This window comes from Bradyrhizobium rifense (assembly GCF_008123425.1).
Lineage (GTDB): Bacteria > Pseudomonadota > Alphaproteobacteria > Rhizobiales > Xanthobacteraceae > Bradyrhizobium > Bradyrhizobium rifense.
Genome location: NZ_VSSS01000004.1, coordinates 58,587 through 75,895, shown reverse-complemented (window position 1 = coordinate 75,895; position 17,309 = coordinate 58,587). Strand labels below are relative to the sequence as shown.

Sequence of the window (17,309 nt, the reverse complement as noted above, 5' to 3'; positions counted from 1 at the left end):
CTTCCCTAGCGCCGGCCGCCGCCCATCCCGCCTCCGGGACCGCCGAAGCCGCCACCACCCATTCCGCCTCCGGGGCCCATGGGTCCGCCGGGCGAGCCGAGACCGCCCGGACCTGACGGGCCGCTTGGTCCGGTCGGCGCGGAGCCGGGATTTGCACCGGGGCTCGATCCCGGCGCAGGCGCACCGGCCGGACCGGGCTGGCTGCCGTTCGGACTGGCCGTGCCGCGATCCGGATGCATGATCGAACCGCCGGGCGACCGGCCGGGACTGCCGCCGCCAGGCTGAGGCGTGCTCGGCCCCTGGCCAATCGCTTGCGCCGACTCGACCTGCAAGCCGCGCGAGCGATCGAACACGCCATTGACCACCATGCGCGCTTCGCCCGCCGCCGGGCCAAAGCGCGAGCTGTCACGGGCCACCAAGCCGGAGCCGAGCTGCAGGCTGGAGCCCGCACGCTGCACATAGGCTTCGATCGAGAGCCGGCTCGCGCCGACGAGATCCGAGAAATCGTCGATGCGCGTGCGCGCGGCCTGCATCGCGCCCTGGCTCGCGCTGCCCTCGATCTGGACGCGCTGGCCGACCAGCAAGGGATCGACGCCGCTCAACTTCAACCCGCCAATATGCAGCCCGTCGGGTCGGCGCTCGACCAGACCCGTGACGCGCTCAGTTGCGTCCTTGCGAGGTTCGACCAGGCTAGCAACGATCACACCGTCGGTCCGGCGCAGGCCGTAGACGGCGACCTGCGTGCCGGCGCGGAGCTTGCTCTCCTTGCTGCCAGCGACGATCTTCTGACCCAACACCGTCAGCTCATTGCCCTTGACCTGCTCGATCGGTCCGGAGACCTCGCTCGCGATCGCGATGTTGCGGGTGACGAGCGTGCCGTCAGCCTGCCGCGTCGCGACCACGCGGGCGAGCTGGCCGATGCGCAGCGCCTTCGGGCTCGCCGCCTCGCCGTCGATACGCACCGGCACGTCGCTGGCATAGGTCACGCGTTCGCCATTGACGTAGATGCTGCCGAAACGCTGGATCACGCCGACGATGCCGGTGCCGCCGATGCCATGATCGTCACCGCGGGTGATTCCGGTGCCGCCGATGCCTTGATCAGTGCCGCGCTTGACCTGCGCGCGCGCGATCGCCGTTCCGGCGAGCCAAAATCCGGTCAGCAGCAGACGGCGGGAGATCAGCGGCGGCCGGCTCATCAGGAGCTGCCCTCCTTGCCGTTGTCCTTGCCGTTTTCCTTGCCACCATCCTTGCTGACGTCCTTGGCCTCGCCCTCCTCATCGGCGTCTTCGCTGTAGATGTAGATGCCGAAATTCCAGCGGGCGTCGCCACCCTTGTCCTTGGCAAGCGCGCGATTGGCCTCGCGGTTGGCGGTCTTCAGCGCATCCATCGCGAGTTCGCGCGAGCGCGCCTCGAGGCGCTTCGCAAGCTTCGGCGAGATGTTGTTGTAATGCACCGCGCGTTCGAGGAAGCGCGGCGCCGGTCCTGACACGTTCTTGGCGGCGGCCGCGATATGGTCGTGCAGATTGCGGCCGAGATAGTGCCATTTGCTGTCGTCCGCGCCGCTCGGGACGAAAGCCGCCTCCACCAGCTCGATCTCGTCGGCCGCGTTGATGGTGACGAGCTGGCGGTCGACCCATTCGTCGAGCACCGCGCGCGGGCGCACATCCTTGGTGACGGAGGCCACGAGCTGCTCGAATGACGGCGCATCGCCCTCGGCCGTGCGCGGCAATGCCAGCGGCTCGCCGCTCGCATCGGTGAATTCAGGCGCGGCGAGCCAGCGCGCGATCACCGCGCTCGTCAGCGACAGCGCCGCCGGCGTTTCGTGCACGGGTGCGCCGGCCCCACGCAGCCGGGCCACCTCCTTGCGGTGGATGCCGGTGAGCAGGCTGACACGGCTGTCGGTCTGGTCTTTGCCCTCGAGCGCGAAATCATGCTCGGCAACGTTGACGAAGAGCTCGCGGAGGAGCTGCGCCAGGGCCGGAAAGGTCATGCCGCTGCGGATACAGAGCCGCACGAGCGGGCGCAGCAGCCGCGCCAGCGGCGCGTGCAGCTTTGCTGCGGCATTCGGCTCAGGAGCCGCCGCTTTGGGCCCGGACTTGGCATTCATGTCTAAATTGTAGCCATCTGCGGCGTGGGACACAATCCCACTTTTTCCGACTTCACGATTGACGTGGTAAATTTTCCCACATATACGAGACAGCACTGAGGGCGCGATTTGAAGGGACATCGACCATGGCCGACCGCTTGGCCCGTATTTCCAGTGCACCGCGTGCCGTTCCAATGCTCGACCACAGCCGTCACGACACTATCGCGCCGATGCTGCCGGCGCTGTTGCGCGGCGTGATCTTCATCTCGGTGCTGGCCGCACCGTTCGTCGCAGCACTGCTCGCAGGCTGACACCACCATGCATCACACCAGCTCTCCCCCGCGCCGCCCGTCGGTGCTGCACATCTTCAAGATCTACTATCCCGACCTGTTTGGCGGCACGCTCACGGTGATCCGTGACATCTGCGCCAGCCTGAAGGACGCCTTCGCCTCCTCGGTGCTGACCTGCTCGCGATCGGCCGACCGGCGCGAGATCATCGTCAACGACGTGCCGGTCGAGCGCGTCCGCTCGTTCGGCAATGTGATGTCGCTGCCGGCCGCGCCCGCCTATCCCTGGCGGCTGTGGCAGAAGATCGCCGAGCACGATCTGCTGGCGCTGCATGCGCCCTTCCCGCTCGCCGACCTCGTCTTCGCCCTCGGCTTCGGCCGCAACCGGCCGCTGGTGGTGCACTGGCACGCCGACATCGTCACCCATGCGGGCCTGCGCTGGTTCATCGAGCCCCTGATGCGGCGGACGCTGCGCCGCGCCAAGGCGATCATCGTCTCCGACCGCGTTCTGGTCGACGAGACGCCGCTGCTGCGGGAATTCGAAGACAAATGCCATGTCGTGCCGTTCGGCATCGACACGAGTGTCTATGACTGGCCGAAGATCGAGCCGCACCACGTCAACGATCGCGGCCGCCTCGTGCTCGCCTGCGGCCGGCTCGTGCCCTACAAGGGCTACGACGTGCTGATCCGCGCCGCCGTCAACCGCAAGTTCGAGGTCTGGATCATCGGCGAAGGCGCCGAGCGGCCCCGGCTCGAGCAACTGATCAGCGAGCTTGGCCTCGGCGACCGCGTTCGCCTGCTCGGCTCCGTCAACGATTGCGAGCGCATCAAGCTGATGTGCCTGGCCGACGTCTTCGTGATGCCATCCATCACCAATGCCGAGACCTTCGGCCTCTCCCAGCTCGAGGCCATGGCCGCCGGCCGCCCCGTGGTGAACACCGCGCTCGACACGGCAGTGCCGCGTGTCGCCCGTCACGGCATGGAGGCGATCACCGTGCCGCCGGGCGACGCCGAGAAGCTCGGTGAAGCCATCGACGCCCTGATCAGCGATCCCGAGCGCCGCCGCCGCATGGGGCTTTCGGCCCGGACCCGCGCCGTGAGCCGCTATTCCGCCATCGCCTTCAGGGAAGGCATGGAATCCGTCTACCGCGCCGCCATCACCGCGCCCTCCAATGAGGCCGCGCCCATCGCCGAGGCGCCGCGGCCAACGGGCTGGCTCGACAGCCTCCGGATCGCCGCAGCGCTGGCCTGGTCCGACATGCGCCACCGCTATGTGCGCTCGCTGCTGGGCCCGTTCTGGATGTCGCTCCAGATGGCGATCGTGGTCGCGGTGCTCGGCTCGGTGATCGGCCAGATGTCGAATGCCGACATGATGTCGCGCCTTCCCATGCTGGCGCTGTCGATGACGGCCTGGACCTTCCTCAACAGCGTGGTGCTCGATGCGACCACGGCGCTGCAGAACTCCGCGAGCCTGATCCGCGACCGGGCGCTGCCGCCGGTGATCTTCCTTCTGCAATGCACGTTCCGCCAGGGGCTGTTCGCCCTGCACAATGCCTGCGTCCCGCTCCTGCTCTGGCTGCTGCTGACGCCGCACGATCTCTCCGGCGCGCTCGCAGCGCTCCCTGGCCTGTCGCTGTTCGTGATCTGCACCTTCGGCCTGAGCCTCGTCCTCGGCGCGCTGGCGACACGGTATCGCGACCTCAAGCCGATCATCGAATCCACGCTGATGCTCGCCTTCCTCGCCTCGCCCGTGATCTGGTCTTCGGACATCATCAATCACCGCTCGACCGTGATGCGGCTCAACCCGCTGACCCATCTATTCGCGGTGTGGCGCGAGCCGCTTGTAGGCGGCCATGTCGATGCGGCCAGCATCATCTATGTCCTGGTCGCGCTGGCGCTGCTGCTCTGTGCGAGCGTGCTGACGCTGGTCCATTTGCGCAAAGCCGCGTTCTGGATCTGACCGATGGCCACGATCAGCCTGCGCAATGTCTGCCTCGATTATCCCCTCTACGGCGCCTACGACTTTTCGCTGAAGCGGCGGCTGCTCGGCCACCTCATCCGCGAGAAGGGCGAGATGCGGATCATCCGCGCCGTCGACAACGTGACCATCGAGGCCGAGGCCGGCGCGCGCATCGGGCTAGCCGGCCCCAACGGCTCCGGCAAGTCGACATTGCTGCGGCTGATCGCAGGGGTCTATCCACCGAGCAGCGGCCGCGTCGCGATCAGCGGGAATGTCGTGCCGCTGCTCGGCCTCAACGCCGGTGTGAACCTCGACTTCATCGCCGAGGACAACATCGCCCTGTTGCTGCGGATCAGCGGCCGCAAGCCGACCCGCGCCGTGATCGACGAGATCTGGGCGTTCACCGAGCTCGAAGAGCGCATGCAGCGGCTGCCGTTGCGGATGTTCTCCTCGGGCATGCTGATGCGCGTTCTGTTCGCGACCGCGACCGCCTTTCCGGCCGACATCCTCCTGCTCGACGAATGGCTGAGCGTGGTCGACGAGCACTTTGCCGAGAAGGCCGAGCAGCGGCTGCAGAACCTGGTCTCGCAGGCCGCGATCGTCATCATCGCCTCGCACGACCAGCCGCTGCTGCGCCGCACCTGCACCAGCATCATCAATCTCGACCACGGCCGCATCGCCTCGGCCGTCGCGGTCGAGCCGCCGTCGCCCCTGTCTTTCGAGCTCCGCGAGAAACGCGCATGAAGCAGAATATCCTTGTCGTCTCCGAGGCGCTCGGCGAGCCCAACCACAAGCGCGGCATCTTCCATTTCACCCGCGAATTGATGCGCTCGCTGGCCGCCGAGGGCCATGAGCTCACCCTGCTGGTCGAGACCACGCGGCGTTACCGCAAGCTGCGCCGGCGCGAGCGACGCACAAAGCTATTCCCGACGCAGTCGCGCAACATCGAACTGCTCGCCCTCTATCGTTTCCTCGACGAGATCAATATGGCCGAGCCGCTGGCGCGCAACGGCCTGCGGCGTACGCTCGACTGGCTGCGCCACAAGGTCACCATGTCGGTGTCGTGGGACTATACTCTCTGCTTCCTGCGTGCGATCGGCCTGCGCGGCCTGCATGCGCGGCTGATCGAGAACAGGACCGCGGCTCTCGAATACATCCCGCCGGACCTGCGTCACCTCGAACTGTTCCGCGACTTCCAGCTCGAGCCCGGATTCTACAGCTATCAGGACTCCTCGGCCTTTCTGTTGCTGCCGCCGCCGCGGATCGACGCACGCGACTACGACGTCATCGTCATCGACACGCCGACACGGGTCTCGGTGAAGCGCAGGCCGGATGCCAAGGTGATCTGCGTCGTGCACGATCTGCTGCCGCTCACCGATCTCAAGCTCAGCGACGTCGCAACGCGGTTGTTCCTGTCGCGGCTGCTCACCAGCCTGCGTCAGGCCGACGAGCTCGCCTTCGTTTCAAACTATAGCATGATGCGGTTCAGGGAACTGTTGCCGCAATTTGCGCACCTGCCGGCGCGGGTCGTGTATCCCCGCACCCGGTTCGACGCCCCGGATGTCCTGCACCTCCCAGCCCCTGCGGGGCGTCCGGGGCGGCCGAGCTTTGTCGTCATCGTGTCGAACGAGCCACGCAAGAACGTCACCACCGTCATTCGCGCATTCCGTAACATTCCCCAGGCCGATCTGGTGGTGATCGGCCTGGCCGGCCAGATCAGCAAGATGCGCAATCTTCCGCCAAACATTCGTTTCGCCGGCTATGTCGACGAGCACGAGAAGGCCGCTTTGATCGCGGACGCGCATGGCCTGATCATGCCGAGTTTCGCCGAAGGTTTTGGCGTTCCGATCATCGAGGCGCTGGCTGCGAACACGCCGGTGCTGTGCTCCGACATCGCCGTGTTCCGCGAGGTCGCGGGCGAGCTCGCCGATTATTTCGATCCGTTCGCGACCGAGTCGATCGTGGCCTCCGTCACCCGCGTGCTGGCGCGGCAGGAGGAATGTCGTGGCCGAATCCGGGCGCGCCGCTCCGAGCTTGCCGAGCGTTTCGGCTACCAGACCCAGGCCCGCGATTTCCTCGGACAATACATAGCCCCGGAACGCCTGGTCGCGGCGCAATAGGCATGACCGCCGAATCCGTGACGTACACGGGCGCCGCCACACCGCGGACCACGCAAGGCTCGACTGCATTGATCCGGGCCGCCGATGTGCTCGCCGCATTGATCGCGGCGTCGCTGCCGTGGTCGACCACGGCGCCTTCGATCTTCGTCGGTCTGTGGCTCGCCGTGGTGACGCCCACCATCGACTGGCGGGACTATGCACGCAGGCTGACGCAGCCTGCCTTCGCCCTGCCCTTCATCATCCTGCTGCTCGCACTTCTGGGGATGCTGTGGTCGGACGGCGCCTGGGCCGACCGGCTGCACGCCCTCAAGCCGGTCGCAAAGCTCGTGCTGATTCCGCCGCTGCTCTATCATTTCAGCCGATCGGAGCGTGGCTTCGAGGTTTGCGCCGCCTTTCTCGCTTCCTGTGCGCTGCTTGCGATGTTCTCCTGGATGGTGCTGCTCGATCCTGCCTTGAAGCTGACCGCAACTGCGTCTGCCGGCGTTCCCGTCAAGAACTACATTGACCAGAGCCAGGAGTTCACGTTGTGCGCCTTCGCGCTCGCGCTGCCGGCGCTGAGCTTCTGGCGCGGTGGAAGCATGATCGCAACGGCCGCGTGTCTTGCGCTGATCCTGCTGTTTTTGACCAACATGGTGTTCGTCGCCTCGGCCCGCACGGCGCTGCTCTGCATCGCAGTCCTGCTGGTGTTGTTCGCCTGGCGGCATCTGAGCCGGCGCGCAGCGCTGCTGCTGCTCACAGGCGCGGTGGCCGCAGGCGCGCTGGCCTGGGCAGCGTCGCCCTATCTGCGCCAGCGCGTCGCCGACATCGCCGTGGAATATCAGCACGGGCGCGAGGACATCAGCCACGCCTCGACCGCGCAGCGCCTGACCTATTGGCGCAAATCGGCCGCCGCCTTTGCCGAGGCGCCACTGTTCGGCCACGGCACCGGCTCGATCAAGCGGCAGTTCGAGCGCACCGCCTCGAACGAGAGCAGCCTCGACGCCGAGATCGTCAGCAATCCGCACAACCAGACCCTGCACGTCGCGGTGCAATGGGGGCTGTTGGGCGTCGTCCTGCTCTACGCCCTGTGGATCGCCCATCTGCGCCTGTTCACGGGCGAAGGTCTTGCCGCCTGGATCGGCATCGTCGTGGTCGTGCAGAACATTACGAGCTCACTTCTGAACTCGCATCTTTCCGATTTCCACGAGGGCTGGATCTACGTGCTCGGCGTCGGGGTTGCCGGCGGCATGGTCCTGAGAGCGAAGGCTAGAGCTTCCGTTCCGATGACATCGGAAGGGAAGCTCTAGATTCTCGTTTTAACGCGTTTTCTTTACGCGAACCGGTGTCCACTTCGCTTGAAAACGCTCTAGCCACCCGGCCCTGACTACTGGCTGCGTTCGTGGCCGACCTCGCCGGTGATGACGTCGCCGAACATCTCCCAGGCCTGCCCGTTGAAGCGCATCAGCTGCATCTGCTCGATCGGGAAGTAATCATCGGCCGAGGTGTTGACCATGATGCCGGGCAGCATCAGGTCGGTGTGGAAATTCTTCAGGTTTGCTGCCTGCTTCATGACATTGTCGCGCGTGAGATTGTCGCCGCACTGCTTCAGGACCTGCACCATCGCCTCGGCCTGCACGTATCCGTAGACGTTGTTGGCATTGGTCTTGTCGCCGTCAGGATAGTACTTGTCCATGAACTCGCGCCATTTCACGACCGCGGGATCCTTGTCCCAGGTCGGATCCGTCGGTTCCTTCAGATAGATGGTCGAGATGATGTCCTTGGAATAGTCGAGGCCGGCAGGCTTCAGGACCGAGGCGACCGAGGTCGCGGTGTTGGCCAGGAAGAACTTTGGCTTCCAGCCGAGTTCGCCGACCTTCCGGATCGCTTGCGCCGAGCCCTTTGGCGCGGCCCATGAGAAGAAGATGTCGGCGCCGGAATCACGCAAAGCGACGATCTGCGAGTCGATCGAGGGATCGCTGACCTCGTAGGATTTGTCGGCGATGATCATGCTGGCCTTGTCGCCGAGCCCGTCCTTCAGGCCCTTGAACTGGTCCTTGCCGGCATCGTCGTTCTGCCAGAACACCGCGATCTTGCCGTTAGGGAAGTTGTCGCGGATGTATTTTGCGTAGATGCGTCCCTCGCTCTGGTAGTTAGGCTGGAAGCCCATGGTCCACGGAAAGTTCTTGGGATCGCCGAACTTGGTGCCTCCGGAGGCAACGAACAGCTGAGGCACCTTCTTGGCGTTCATGTATTTCATGATCGCTGAATTCGAGGGCGTGCCGAGCGCCTGGAAGATCAGCAGCACCTCATCGCTCTCGACCAGCTTGCGCGCCTGCTCGATCGCCTTCGGCGGCGAATAGGCGTCGTCATAGCTGATGAAGTTGATCTTGCGGCCGTTGATGCCACCCTGATCGTTGATCATCCTGAAGAACGCGGCCTCGGTCTTGCCGATCACGCCATAGGACGACGCCGGTCCACTATAGGGCATGATGTTGCCAACCTTGATTTCGGTGTCGCTGGCGCCGGGATCGTATGTCTTCTGCGCCGAGGCCGGCGTCGTGGCCAACACTCCGGCAGCAAGCATGGCGAGGGCAGCAAGGTTTTCGCGACGACCCGGCATCGTTCTCTCCCCTGTATTTTGTCGTTTTTATTGTGAGCGAGTGTCGCAAGCAGGCCTGCCGCTGGCAAGCGGCAGGATTTTCCGCAAGGTGAAACGCGAAAGACAGGGACCTATGCGACGCGCTGCAGCATCCTCACCGCCCGCCCATCAATTACGAGCAATGCACTGCCGATGACGGTCGCACCCGCGATTTCGCGCGCAGAGATCGGCTCGCCCAGCACCAGCCATCCCAGCAGGATCGCGGTTACGGGAATGAGCAGGGTCACCAGCATGACATTGGTTGCGCCCGAACGTAGCAGGATCTGAAAGAACACGATGTAGGCCAGCGCGGTCGAAAGGCTGGCCAAACCAAGCACGGCAAGCCAGGTCCCAACGCCCGGCATCGGCAAACGCCACGGCTGCTCCATCGCGCCTGCGACGATCGCCATCATCACTGTGGAGGCCATCAGTTGGAACGTAGCAGTCCCAAGGGGCGGCGAGTCCTTCAGCAGCCGCCGCGCTGCCAGCGCCGCAAGGCCGTAACTGAAAGCGCCGCCGAGGCAGAGCAGGATGCCAAGCCCCTGCCCCGCGCGCGACTCGACGCCCCATCCCCTCAGGATAATCACGCCAACCAACCCCAGTGCGACGCCAGCCACGCGCCGCACCTGCAACGCCTCCTCTTTGGCCGCCGTCATCACCAGAACAGTGAACAACGGCGTGGTGGCATTGAGAATGGAGGCGAGCCCGCTCGGAATGAAGGTCTGGCCGATCACGATCAGAGAAAACGGAATGACGTTGTTGAGCAGCCCGATCGCAACGAACGGTTTCCAGCCAGCGAGACCCTTGGGAAAGTTGATCCCTTGCATGCGCAGCAGCGGCAGCAGAATGGCCGCGCCCAGTGCCACGCGCAGCAACACGAGGGTGAAAGGCGGCAATTCCCGCAACGCCGCACTATTGAAGAAGAACGACCCGCCCCAGAGGATCGAGAGGACGGCAAGCAGCGACCAGTCTCGCGCGTCGATCCGGTTATCATTTAAGGGCATGCGTCTTATCTCGGCGGTCGGGCCTGCGGCCTAGGCCAGCGCGACGCATCTCGCCACCCGATTTCCGATAACACGATACTCACGAAGATTGGCGCGAACGGGCGTCGCCCGCGATATCAGCGATCACCGCCCCGAGCACCAGCGCCCCGCCAATGAGCGCATGCACGGCAGGCACTTCGCCAAATCCGACCCAGATCCAGAACGCCATCAGCGGCGTCTCCAGCGTAGCGATCAGCGAGGCCTGCCCTGACGGCAGCAGGCGCGAGCCGAGCATGTAGAAGGTCAGGCCGAGCGCGACCTGGAGGCAGCCGAACATCGCGAGGATCGCAAGGCTGTGGCCGCTGACATGGGCGATGTCGTGAGCGAACGGCAGGCTGACGAGGCTGCCGATGAAGTTCGACAGTGCTGCCGCCGCGACCATCGAGGTCTCCCTGTGGCGCCTAACGACGACCGTCATGGCCGAGATCGCGAGCACCATCAGGCAGCTCAGGGCCACGCCGCCGATGTCGGCGCCGGCTCTGATGCCGCCGACGGTGATGACCACACCGGTCAAGGCGACGAGGCTCGCGATCAGGGTGCGCCATGCCGCGGCTTCGCCAAGCCACAGCCATGCCAGCGCCGCCGCCACGAACGGCTGGGTCGCGATCAGCACCGCGACATTCATGACATTGGTCATCTGAAGCGCGGGAATGAACGAGATCATGCCGAGCGCGGACAATGACGCCACGAGCAAGCCGCCGCGTCCCGGCACCACCAATTGCCTGAGCGCGCCCGGTCCCTGCATCAGGACGAGAAGCACTGAGATCAGGCTGCCGCCGAACAGGCCGCGCCAGAACAGGATAGTCCAGGGATCGAACGGCAAAAGCCGCGTGAAGAACGGCGCCGTGCTCCAGGCAATCGCCGCTGCGGCAACGAGGGCAATGCCGAGACCGCGTTCCGACCGAGGCTGCCCCATGTCGAATTCCAGTTAAGACGGCTTCTTCGGCCGCGACACCAGCTCGATCATCTTGCCTTCGTCGTCGTCGGGCATTGCGGCCTTGGCCTGCGCGTAAGCCTCGACCGCCGCACGCGAAACCAGGGGCTTGTCGGCCAGCAGGCTCTCCGCGAGCTTTACGGCGTAGGCCGCATCCTTGTGCCGCAGCGCGGCCGTGAACGTCGCGCCGCCGAAGTCGCGGGCGACCATGCGCTTGGAATGGCGCTGCACCTGGGGGCTCGCGGCAACGCCCGCCTGGATCGACTCCAGCACCAGCTTCATGTCGAGCCCGGCCTGCTCGGCGATCGCGAGGCCCTCGGCGAGGCCCGCGATCTGGATCGCACCCATGAGATTGTTGATGAGCTTGTAGACCGTGCCAGAGCCGACCGCGCCGAAATGGCGGATGGTCGAGCCGATCGGTTCGAGGAACGGTCGCGCCCGCTCGAGGTCGGCCGCATCCGCGCCGGCGAGCAGCGTCAGCTTTCCGGCCGCGGCCGCGTCCGGCAATCCCGTCACGGGGCAGTCGATGTAGATCAGCCCGCGCGCATTGAGCTCGCGGCCCATCTCGCGCGCATGGTCATAGGAAACGGTGGAGCACTCGATGGCGATGGTGCCGGCCTTGGCCGTCTTGGCCGCGCCGTTGGGCCCGAGCCACACGGCGCGCGACGCCTCGTCGTCGGCGACCATGGTCACGACCGCGTCGGCGTCGATCGCGGCATCCTCAGGCGACGTCGCCCATGTCGCGCCGCGCGCGATCAGGTCTTCTGCTTTCGCCTTGCTGCGATTCCACAGCGTCACCGTAAAGCCGGCATCCAGATAGCGGCCGGCCATGCCGTGGCCCATCCGCCCGAGGCCGATGAACGCAACACGCTGCATCAATCGACGTCCTCGATGTCAGCGCCGGGGGTGCCGAAGGCGCGCTGCGCCAGGGTCGCGGCCATGAAGTCGTCGAGTTCGCCGTCGAGCACGCCCGACGTGTCGGAGGTCTGCACGCCGGTGCGCAGATCCTTCACCATCTGATAGGGCTGCAGTACGTAGGAGCGAATCTGGTGACCCCAGCCGATATCGGTCTTGGCGGCCTGGTCGGCGGCGGCCTTCTCCTCGCGCCTCTTCAGCTCCATCTGATAGAGCCGCGCACGGAGCATGTCCCACGCTTGCGCCCGGTTCTTGTGCTGGGAGCGGCCGGCCTGACAGACCACCGCGACGCCGGTCGGAATATGCGTCAGGCGCACCGCGGATTCGGTCTTGTTGACGTGCTGGCCGCCCGCGCCGCCCGAGCGCATGGTGTCGGTGCGGACGTCGGATTCCTTGATGTCGATCTTGATGCTGTCGTCGATCACCGGGAACACGGCGACCGACGAGAACGAGGTGTGCCGCCGCGCATTGGAATCGAACGGCGAGATGCGTACTAGCCGGTGCACGCCGGCCTCGGTCTTCAGCCAGCCATAGGCATTATGGCCGGAGACCTGGATGGTCGCGGACTTGATGCCGGCCTCTTCGCCCTCGGACTCTTCGAGGAACTCGACCTTGAAGCCGTGAGTCTCGGCCCAGCGCGTGTACATGCGCAAGAGCATCTGCGCCCAGTCCTGGCTCTCGGTGCCGCCGGCCCCGGCATGCACCTCGAGATAGGAATCGAAACCGTCGGCTTCGCCCGACAGCAGCGCCTCGAGCTCGCGCCGCGCCACTTCCTTCTTGAGCGCTTTCAATGCGGCTTCAGCCTCGGCGACAACGCCCGTATCGCCCTCGGCCTCGCCGAGCTCGATCATCCCGATGTCGTCTTCGAGCTGCTGCTCGACCTTGCCGATGCCCGAGAGCGAGTCCTCCAGCGAGGTGCGCTCCTGCATCAGTTTCTGAGCTTTCTGGGGATCGTTCCAGAGGTTGGGATCTTCCGCGAGCTTGTTCAGCTCAGCGAGGCGCGCCGTCGATTTATCGACGTCAAAGATGCCTCCTCAGCAGCCCGACTGACTGCTTGATCTCTTCTACCAACCGTTCGATTTCGGCGCGCATGTCGTTCTCTGGTCTCGCGGAAACACCCGCGTGCAATTGAAATCGGGATGTAGCGGCGGCGGCTGCAAAGCGCAACCGCCACCGCAAAGAACGTCTGTCCTGTCCTAGGCCTTAGTACAGCCCGCCAGTGGCCGGCCGCATGAAGAAGCCGGAATCCGGCTGCTGCTGCTGCCCTCCCGGCGCGCCGCGCCCGTCGGCGTCGGCAACGCCAATCACCGAATAATTGTCCGGCGGCGCCGTACCCGGCTTGAAGGCTTCCAAAATGGTTCCACCGGTCTCGCCGGGACCGGCGCGCATGCCGGTTTTGGCGACGACGCGGATCAGCTTGATGCCGGCCGGCACCTTGAACGGAACGGCGGGCTTGTCGGCGAGCGCGAGCTTGAGGAAATCGCGCGCGATGGGCGCAGCCAGATGGCCGCCGGTCGCGGCGTTGCCTTTGCCGAGCGGACGCGGCTTGTCGTAGCCCATGTAGATGGCCACCGCGACATCAGGCGAGAAGCCGACGAACCAGGCGTCCTTGGCCTCGTTGGTCGTACCGGTCTTGCCGGCGATCGGCTTGCCGACTTCCCTCACGACGGTCGCCGTACCGGCCTGGACCACGCCTTCCAACAGCTCGGTGATCTGATAGGCGGTCATGGAATCCAGCACCTGCTCGCGGCGATCGATCAGCTGCGGCTCGTTCTGGTTCTTCCAGCCGCCGGGCGCGTCGCAGCCGCGGCATTCGCGCTGGTCGTGCTTGAAGATGGTGTGGCCGTAGCGGTCCTGGATACGGTCGATCAAGGTCGGCTTCACGCGGCGCCCGCCATTGGCGAGCATCGAGTAGGCCGTGACCATGCGCATCGCCGTGGTTTCGCCGGCGCCGAGTGCGTAGGAGAGATAGTTCGGCAATTCGTCATAGACGCCGAAGCGGCGGGCGTATTCGCCGATCAGGGGCATGCCGATATCCTGCGCGAGGCGCACCGTCACGGTGTTGAGCGACTGCCGCAGCGCGTTTCGCAGCGTTACGGGTCCCTGATACTTGTTCGCCGAGAAGTTTTCAGGCCGCCAGACGCCGGCGCCCTGGCCCTGGTCGATTTCGATCGGCGCGTCGAGCACGACGGTCGACGGCGTGTAGCCGTTGTCGAGCGCGGCCGAATAGACGATCGGCTTGAACGACGAACCCGGCTGCCGGTAGGCCTGCGTGGCGCGGTTGAACTGGCTCTGGTCGAACGAGAAGCCGCCGACCATCGCGAGCACGCGGCCGGTCCAGGGATCCATCACCACCATCGCGCCCGACACTTCGGGGATCTGGCGCAGACGGTACTGGCCTTCGACCGGTTGGCCTTCCTTGCTGTAGAGCGGATCGGCATAGATCACGTCGCCGGGCTGAAGCACCTGCGACACACCCGTGGCAGTCCTGCCCTTCGCAGCTCCTGACGCCGCCTTCGCCCATTTGACGCCATCGAGCGTGATCAGGCCGGTCTCGCGCTGCTTGCTGATTGCGCCGCCGAGCTCGCGGTTCGGCTGGAAGCCGATCCGCGCCGACTGGTCGCTGGTCTCCAGCACCACCGCCATGCGCCACGGCGAGATGTCGGAGAGCGACTTGATCTCGGCGAGCTTCACGCCCCAGTCGCCCGAAATATCGAGCTTGCTCATGGCGCCGCGATAGCCCTGCTGCTCGTCATAGTTCACGAGGCCGGCGACCATGGTCTTGCGCGCCATGACCTGGATCTTCGGATCGAGCGTGGTGCGCACCGACAGGCCGCCCTCATACAGCTTCTTCTCGCCATAGCGCTCGAAGATATCGCGGCGGACTTCCTCGGCGAAATATTCGCCGGCGAAGGTATGGGCACCGTTGGAACGGTTGGTGACGGCCAGCGGCTCCTTGCGCGCCTTCTCGGCGTCGGCCTGCTTGATCCAGCCGTTCTCCTGGAGGCGGTCGATCACGTAGTTGCGGCGCTCGATGGCGCGATCGCGGTTACGCACCGGATGCAGCGTCGCCGGCATCTTCGGCAGCGCCGCGAGGTAGGAGGCTTCCGCCACGGTGAGCTCGTTCACCGACTTGTCGAAATAGACCAGCGAAGCGGCTGCGATGCCGTAGGCGCCGAGGCCGAGATAGATTTCGTTGAGATACAGCTCGAGGATCTTGTCCTTCGAATAGGTCTTCTCGATGCGCATCGCGAGCAAGGCTTCCTTGATCTTGCGCGCGAAGGAAACCTCGTTGGTCAGAAGGAAGTTCTTCGCAACCTGCTGGGTGATCGTGGAAGCGCCCTGCGGACGACGGTTGGAGCCGTAGTTCTGGAGATAGACCAGGCCGGCACGCGCCATGCCGGTGTAGTCGATGCCGCCATGCTCGTAGAAATTCTTGTCTTCGGCGGCGAGGAACGCGTTGATCACGAGCTTCGGCACCGCCTGGATCGGCAGATAGAGCCGCCGCTCCTTGGCGTATTCGCCGAGCAGCGAACCGTCGACCGCGTGCACGCGGGTCATCACCGGCGGCTCGTAATCCTGAAGCTGAGAGTAGTCGGGCAAGTCCTTGGAGAAATGCCAGATCAGGCCTGCCACGGCACCGACACCGACAAGGAACATCACCGTTCCCGCAGCGAACAGGAAGCCCATGAACCGCACAAGCAAGCGCATTATGTGTTTATCCGTTTAATCCCTGGATCAGCCCAAAGTGCCCCAAACGGGCACCGTCCTCACGTCGCGAATTCACCGGCTTACTCAATACTATCAACGCCGGACCGAAAGACGCTTGCCGAACGGGATTCTCGTCGATTCCGGAACCCCCTGCGTCGTTTTTATAAAGCGTCCGCTGTGGCCAAACTAGGGCTTAACAACGGAACCGGCATTCCCTTCTTAATTCCCGGCCCCCGCCGTCGCCATCCGCTTGGCCAGGAACGTGTCGATCGCCTGGGCCATCGAGCCGACGGCCTTGGACCGCCAGCCCTCGGAGACGAGGTGCTCGAGGTCGCCCTTGTTGGAGACGTAGCCGATCTCGACCAGCACCGAGGGCACGTCGGGGGCTTTCAGCACCCTGAAACCGGCCGACTTCAGGGGATGCTTGTGCATCCGCACGGTCGACTTCATCTCGCCCATCAGCAAATGGGCGAAACGGTTTGAAAAGGTGCGGGTTTCCCGCTGCGTGAGGTCGATCAGGATATCGGCGACGTCGGTCGGCTCTTCCGCGAGATTGAAGCCGGCGATCGCGTCGGCGCGGTTTTCAGCATCGGCCAGGCGCTGGGCCTCGGCGTCGGAGGCCTTGTCCGAGAGCGTGTAGATGGTGGCGCCCTGCGCATCGCCCTCGGCCTTCGGCAGCGCGTCGGCGTGGATCGAGACGAACAGCGCGGCGTTCAGATTGCGGGCGATTTTGGAGCGATCATTGAGCGGAATGAAGGTATCGTCGTCCCGCGTCATCACCACCCGGTATTTGCCGGCCTTTTCCAGCCGGTCGCGCAGCGCCAGTCCAAAGGCGAGCACCAGATTCTTCTCGCTCTCGCCGCTCGACTGGGTGCCGTTGTCGATGCCGCCATGGCCGGGATCGATCACGACGACCGGACGGCCATCGGCCGGCTTCTGCGGCGCCGCTTCGGGCGCGGCAGGAATCGTTGCCGGCGGCGCGGCGGCAACCGACGGCCGCAGCTCGGGGCGATTCTCCGGGGCGGGCGTCTGCACAAAAGCCGAGCGGTCGACCTCCTCCAGCTCGAGCACCAGCCGGGCCGGCTGGCCGTTGGCCGCCTCGAGCACATAGGAATTGGTGATCTTGGCGGGCCCGGTCAGGTCGAACACGATTCGGGAGCCGCCGGGCATCACGAGCCCGTAGCGGAAGGCCTTGACCAGTCCTCGCCCGGCCCCGGTGCCCGGGCTCAGCTGAAAATTCACCTGGGGAACGTCGACCACGACCCGATAGGGATCGGCGAGCGTCGTGGCGCGGAAACTGACGGTCTGGTCGAGGTCGAGAATGAAGCGGGTCTGCTTGCCGTCGCCGGCTAGGCGCGCCGCCGTGGCAATCGGAAAATTCGCCGTTGCAACAGAGGGTTGCGATGGGCTTTCGGCCGCGCTCAGGCGCGAGGAATCGGCACACGGCAATGCCGCGGCGCACAGCAGCGCAACCCCCAGCAAAACCCGTTGATTTGTGCGGCTCGCCACCGAATCCGTGCCTCCGAGCAGCCCTCTTTAACGCAATAGAACCACAGGGTTAATCGATCCTTAATGACGGAAACGCGAAACTCTCTGACTGTGACCGGCGTGCGACGCTCCCTTGCACGGATGGCCC

14 protein-coding genes are annotated in these 17,309 nt (G+C 65.2%); 5 read left to right on the top strand and 9 right to left on the bottom strand.

Features of this window, described 5'->3' with window-relative positions; genetic code table 11:
* Window positions 1-5 precede the first annotated feature (5 nt).
* Window positions 6-1,196 carry a DUF5666 domain-containing protein gene (locus FXB40_RS01535; protein WP_148770467.1) on the bottom strand — a complete coding sequence of 397 codons (1,191 nt, stop codon included), beginning with the start codon at window positions 1,194-1,196 and terminating at the stop codon, window positions 6-8.
* Entirely contained in the window at window positions 1,196-2,107 is a 912-nt protein-coding gene (locus FXB40_RS01530; RefSeq protein WP_187436595.1) for a DUF6502 family protein, read from the bottom strand. Before FXB40_RS01530 ends, FXB40_RS01535 begins: the two co-directional genes overlap by 1 nt.
* Window positions 2,108-2,232: 125 nt before the next feature.
* On the opposite strand from FXB40_RS01530, the gene FXB40_RS47570 reads away from it, so the two are divergent.
* The 5 genes from FXB40_RS47570 to FXB40_RS01510 are packed head-to-tail and all read left to right on the top strand — an operon-like array spanning window position 2,233 to window position 7,739.
* The gene (locus FXB40_RS47570; RefSeq protein ID WP_187436594.1) at window positions 2,233-2,397 is read left to right on the top strand and encodes a hypothetical protein; all 165 of its coding nucleotides are present in this window, start codon (window positions 2,233-2,235) and stop codon (window positions 2,395-2,397) included.
* Window positions 2,398-2,404: 7 nt separating this feature from the next.
* Window positions 2,405-4,333 carry a glycosyltransferase gene (locus tag FXB40_RS01525; RefSeq protein WP_148770465.1) on the top strand — a complete coding sequence of 643 codons (1,929 nt, stop codon included), beginning with the start codon at window positions 2,405-2,407 and terminating at the stop codon, window positions 4,331-4,333.
* A gap of 3 nt (window positions 4,334-4,336) precedes the next feature.
* Complete coding sequence (locus FXB40_RS01520; protein ID WP_148770462.1) at window positions 4,337-5,077, top strand: ABC transporter ATP-binding protein; 741 nt, start codon at window positions 4,337-4,339, stop codon at window positions 5,075-5,077.
* Window positions 5,074-6,453 (top strand): glycosyltransferase family 4 protein, encoded by a 1,380-nt coding sequence (locus tag FXB40_RS01515; protein WP_187436593.1) that lies wholly within the window; start codon window positions 5,074-5,076, stop codon window positions 6,451-6,453. The genes FXB40_RS01520 and FXB40_RS01515 overlap by 4 nt, the downstream gene beginning before the upstream one ends.
* Window positions 6,454-6,455: 2 nt before the next feature.
* The gene (locus FXB40_RS01510) at window positions 6,456-7,739 is read left to right on the top strand and encodes an O-antigen ligase family protein (RefSeq protein ID WP_148770460.1); all 1,284 of its coding nucleotides are present in this window, start codon (window positions 6,456-6,458) and stop codon (window positions 7,737-7,739) included.
* A gap of 77 nt (window positions 7,740-7,816) precedes the next feature.
* Here the strand turns inward: FXB40_RS01510 and FXB40_RS01505 are convergent, their stop codons facing one another.
* The 7 genes from FXB40_RS01505 to FXB40_RS01475 all read right to left on the bottom strand — a co-directional run bounded on the left by FXB40_RS01505 (window position 7,817) and on the right by FXB40_RS01475 (window position 17,182).
* Window positions 7,817-9,052: an ABC transporter substrate-binding protein gene (locus FXB40_RS01505; protein WP_148770458.1), complete on the bottom strand. Its 1,236-nt coding sequence runs from the start codon at window positions 9,050-9,052 to the stop codon at window positions 7,817-7,819.
* A gap of 110 nt (window positions 9,053-9,162) precedes the next feature.
* Entirely contained in the window at window positions 9,163-10,074 is a 912-nt protein-coding gene (locus tag FXB40_RS01500; RefSeq protein ID WP_148770456.1) for a DMT family transporter, read from the bottom strand.
* Window positions 10,075-10,153: 79 nt separating this feature from the next.
* Entirely contained in the window at window positions 10,154-11,029 is an 876-nt protein-coding gene (locus tag FXB40_RS01495; RefSeq protein ID WP_148770454.1) for a DMT family transporter, read from the bottom strand.
* A gap of 12 nt (window positions 11,030-11,041) precedes the next feature.
* Complete coding sequence (locus tag FXB40_RS01490; protein WP_148770452.1) at window positions 11,042-11,923, bottom strand: NAD(P)-dependent oxidoreductase; 882 nt, start codon at window positions 11,921-11,923, stop codon at window positions 11,042-11,044.
* Window positions 11,923-13,054, bottom strand: a protein-coding gene (gene prfB, locus FXB40_RS01485; protein ID WP_148770450.1) for a peptide chain release factor 2 whose coding sequence is annotated in 2 segments (ribosomal slippage) — window positions 11,923-12,984 and window positions 12,986-13,054 — 1,131 coding nt in all. Because the reading frame shifts where the segments join, the coding sequence is not laid out codon by codon here. Before prfB ends, FXB40_RS01490 begins: the two co-directional genes overlap by 1 nt.
* Window positions 13,055-13,165: 111 nt before the next feature.
* Window positions 13,166-15,673, bottom strand: a complete 2,508-nt coding sequence (locus FXB40_RS01480) for a penicillin-binding protein 1A (protein ID WP_148770448.1) — start codon at window positions 15,671-15,673, stop codon at window positions 13,166-13,168.
* 219 nt (window positions 15,674-15,892) lie between these two features.
* Window positions 15,893-17,182, bottom strand: a complete 1,290-nt coding sequence (locus tag FXB40_RS01475) for an N-acetylmuramoyl-L-alanine amidase (RefSeq protein ID WP_148770446.1) — start codon at window positions 17,180-17,182, stop codon at window positions 15,893-15,895.
* Window positions 17,183-17,309 lie beyond the last annotated feature (127 nt).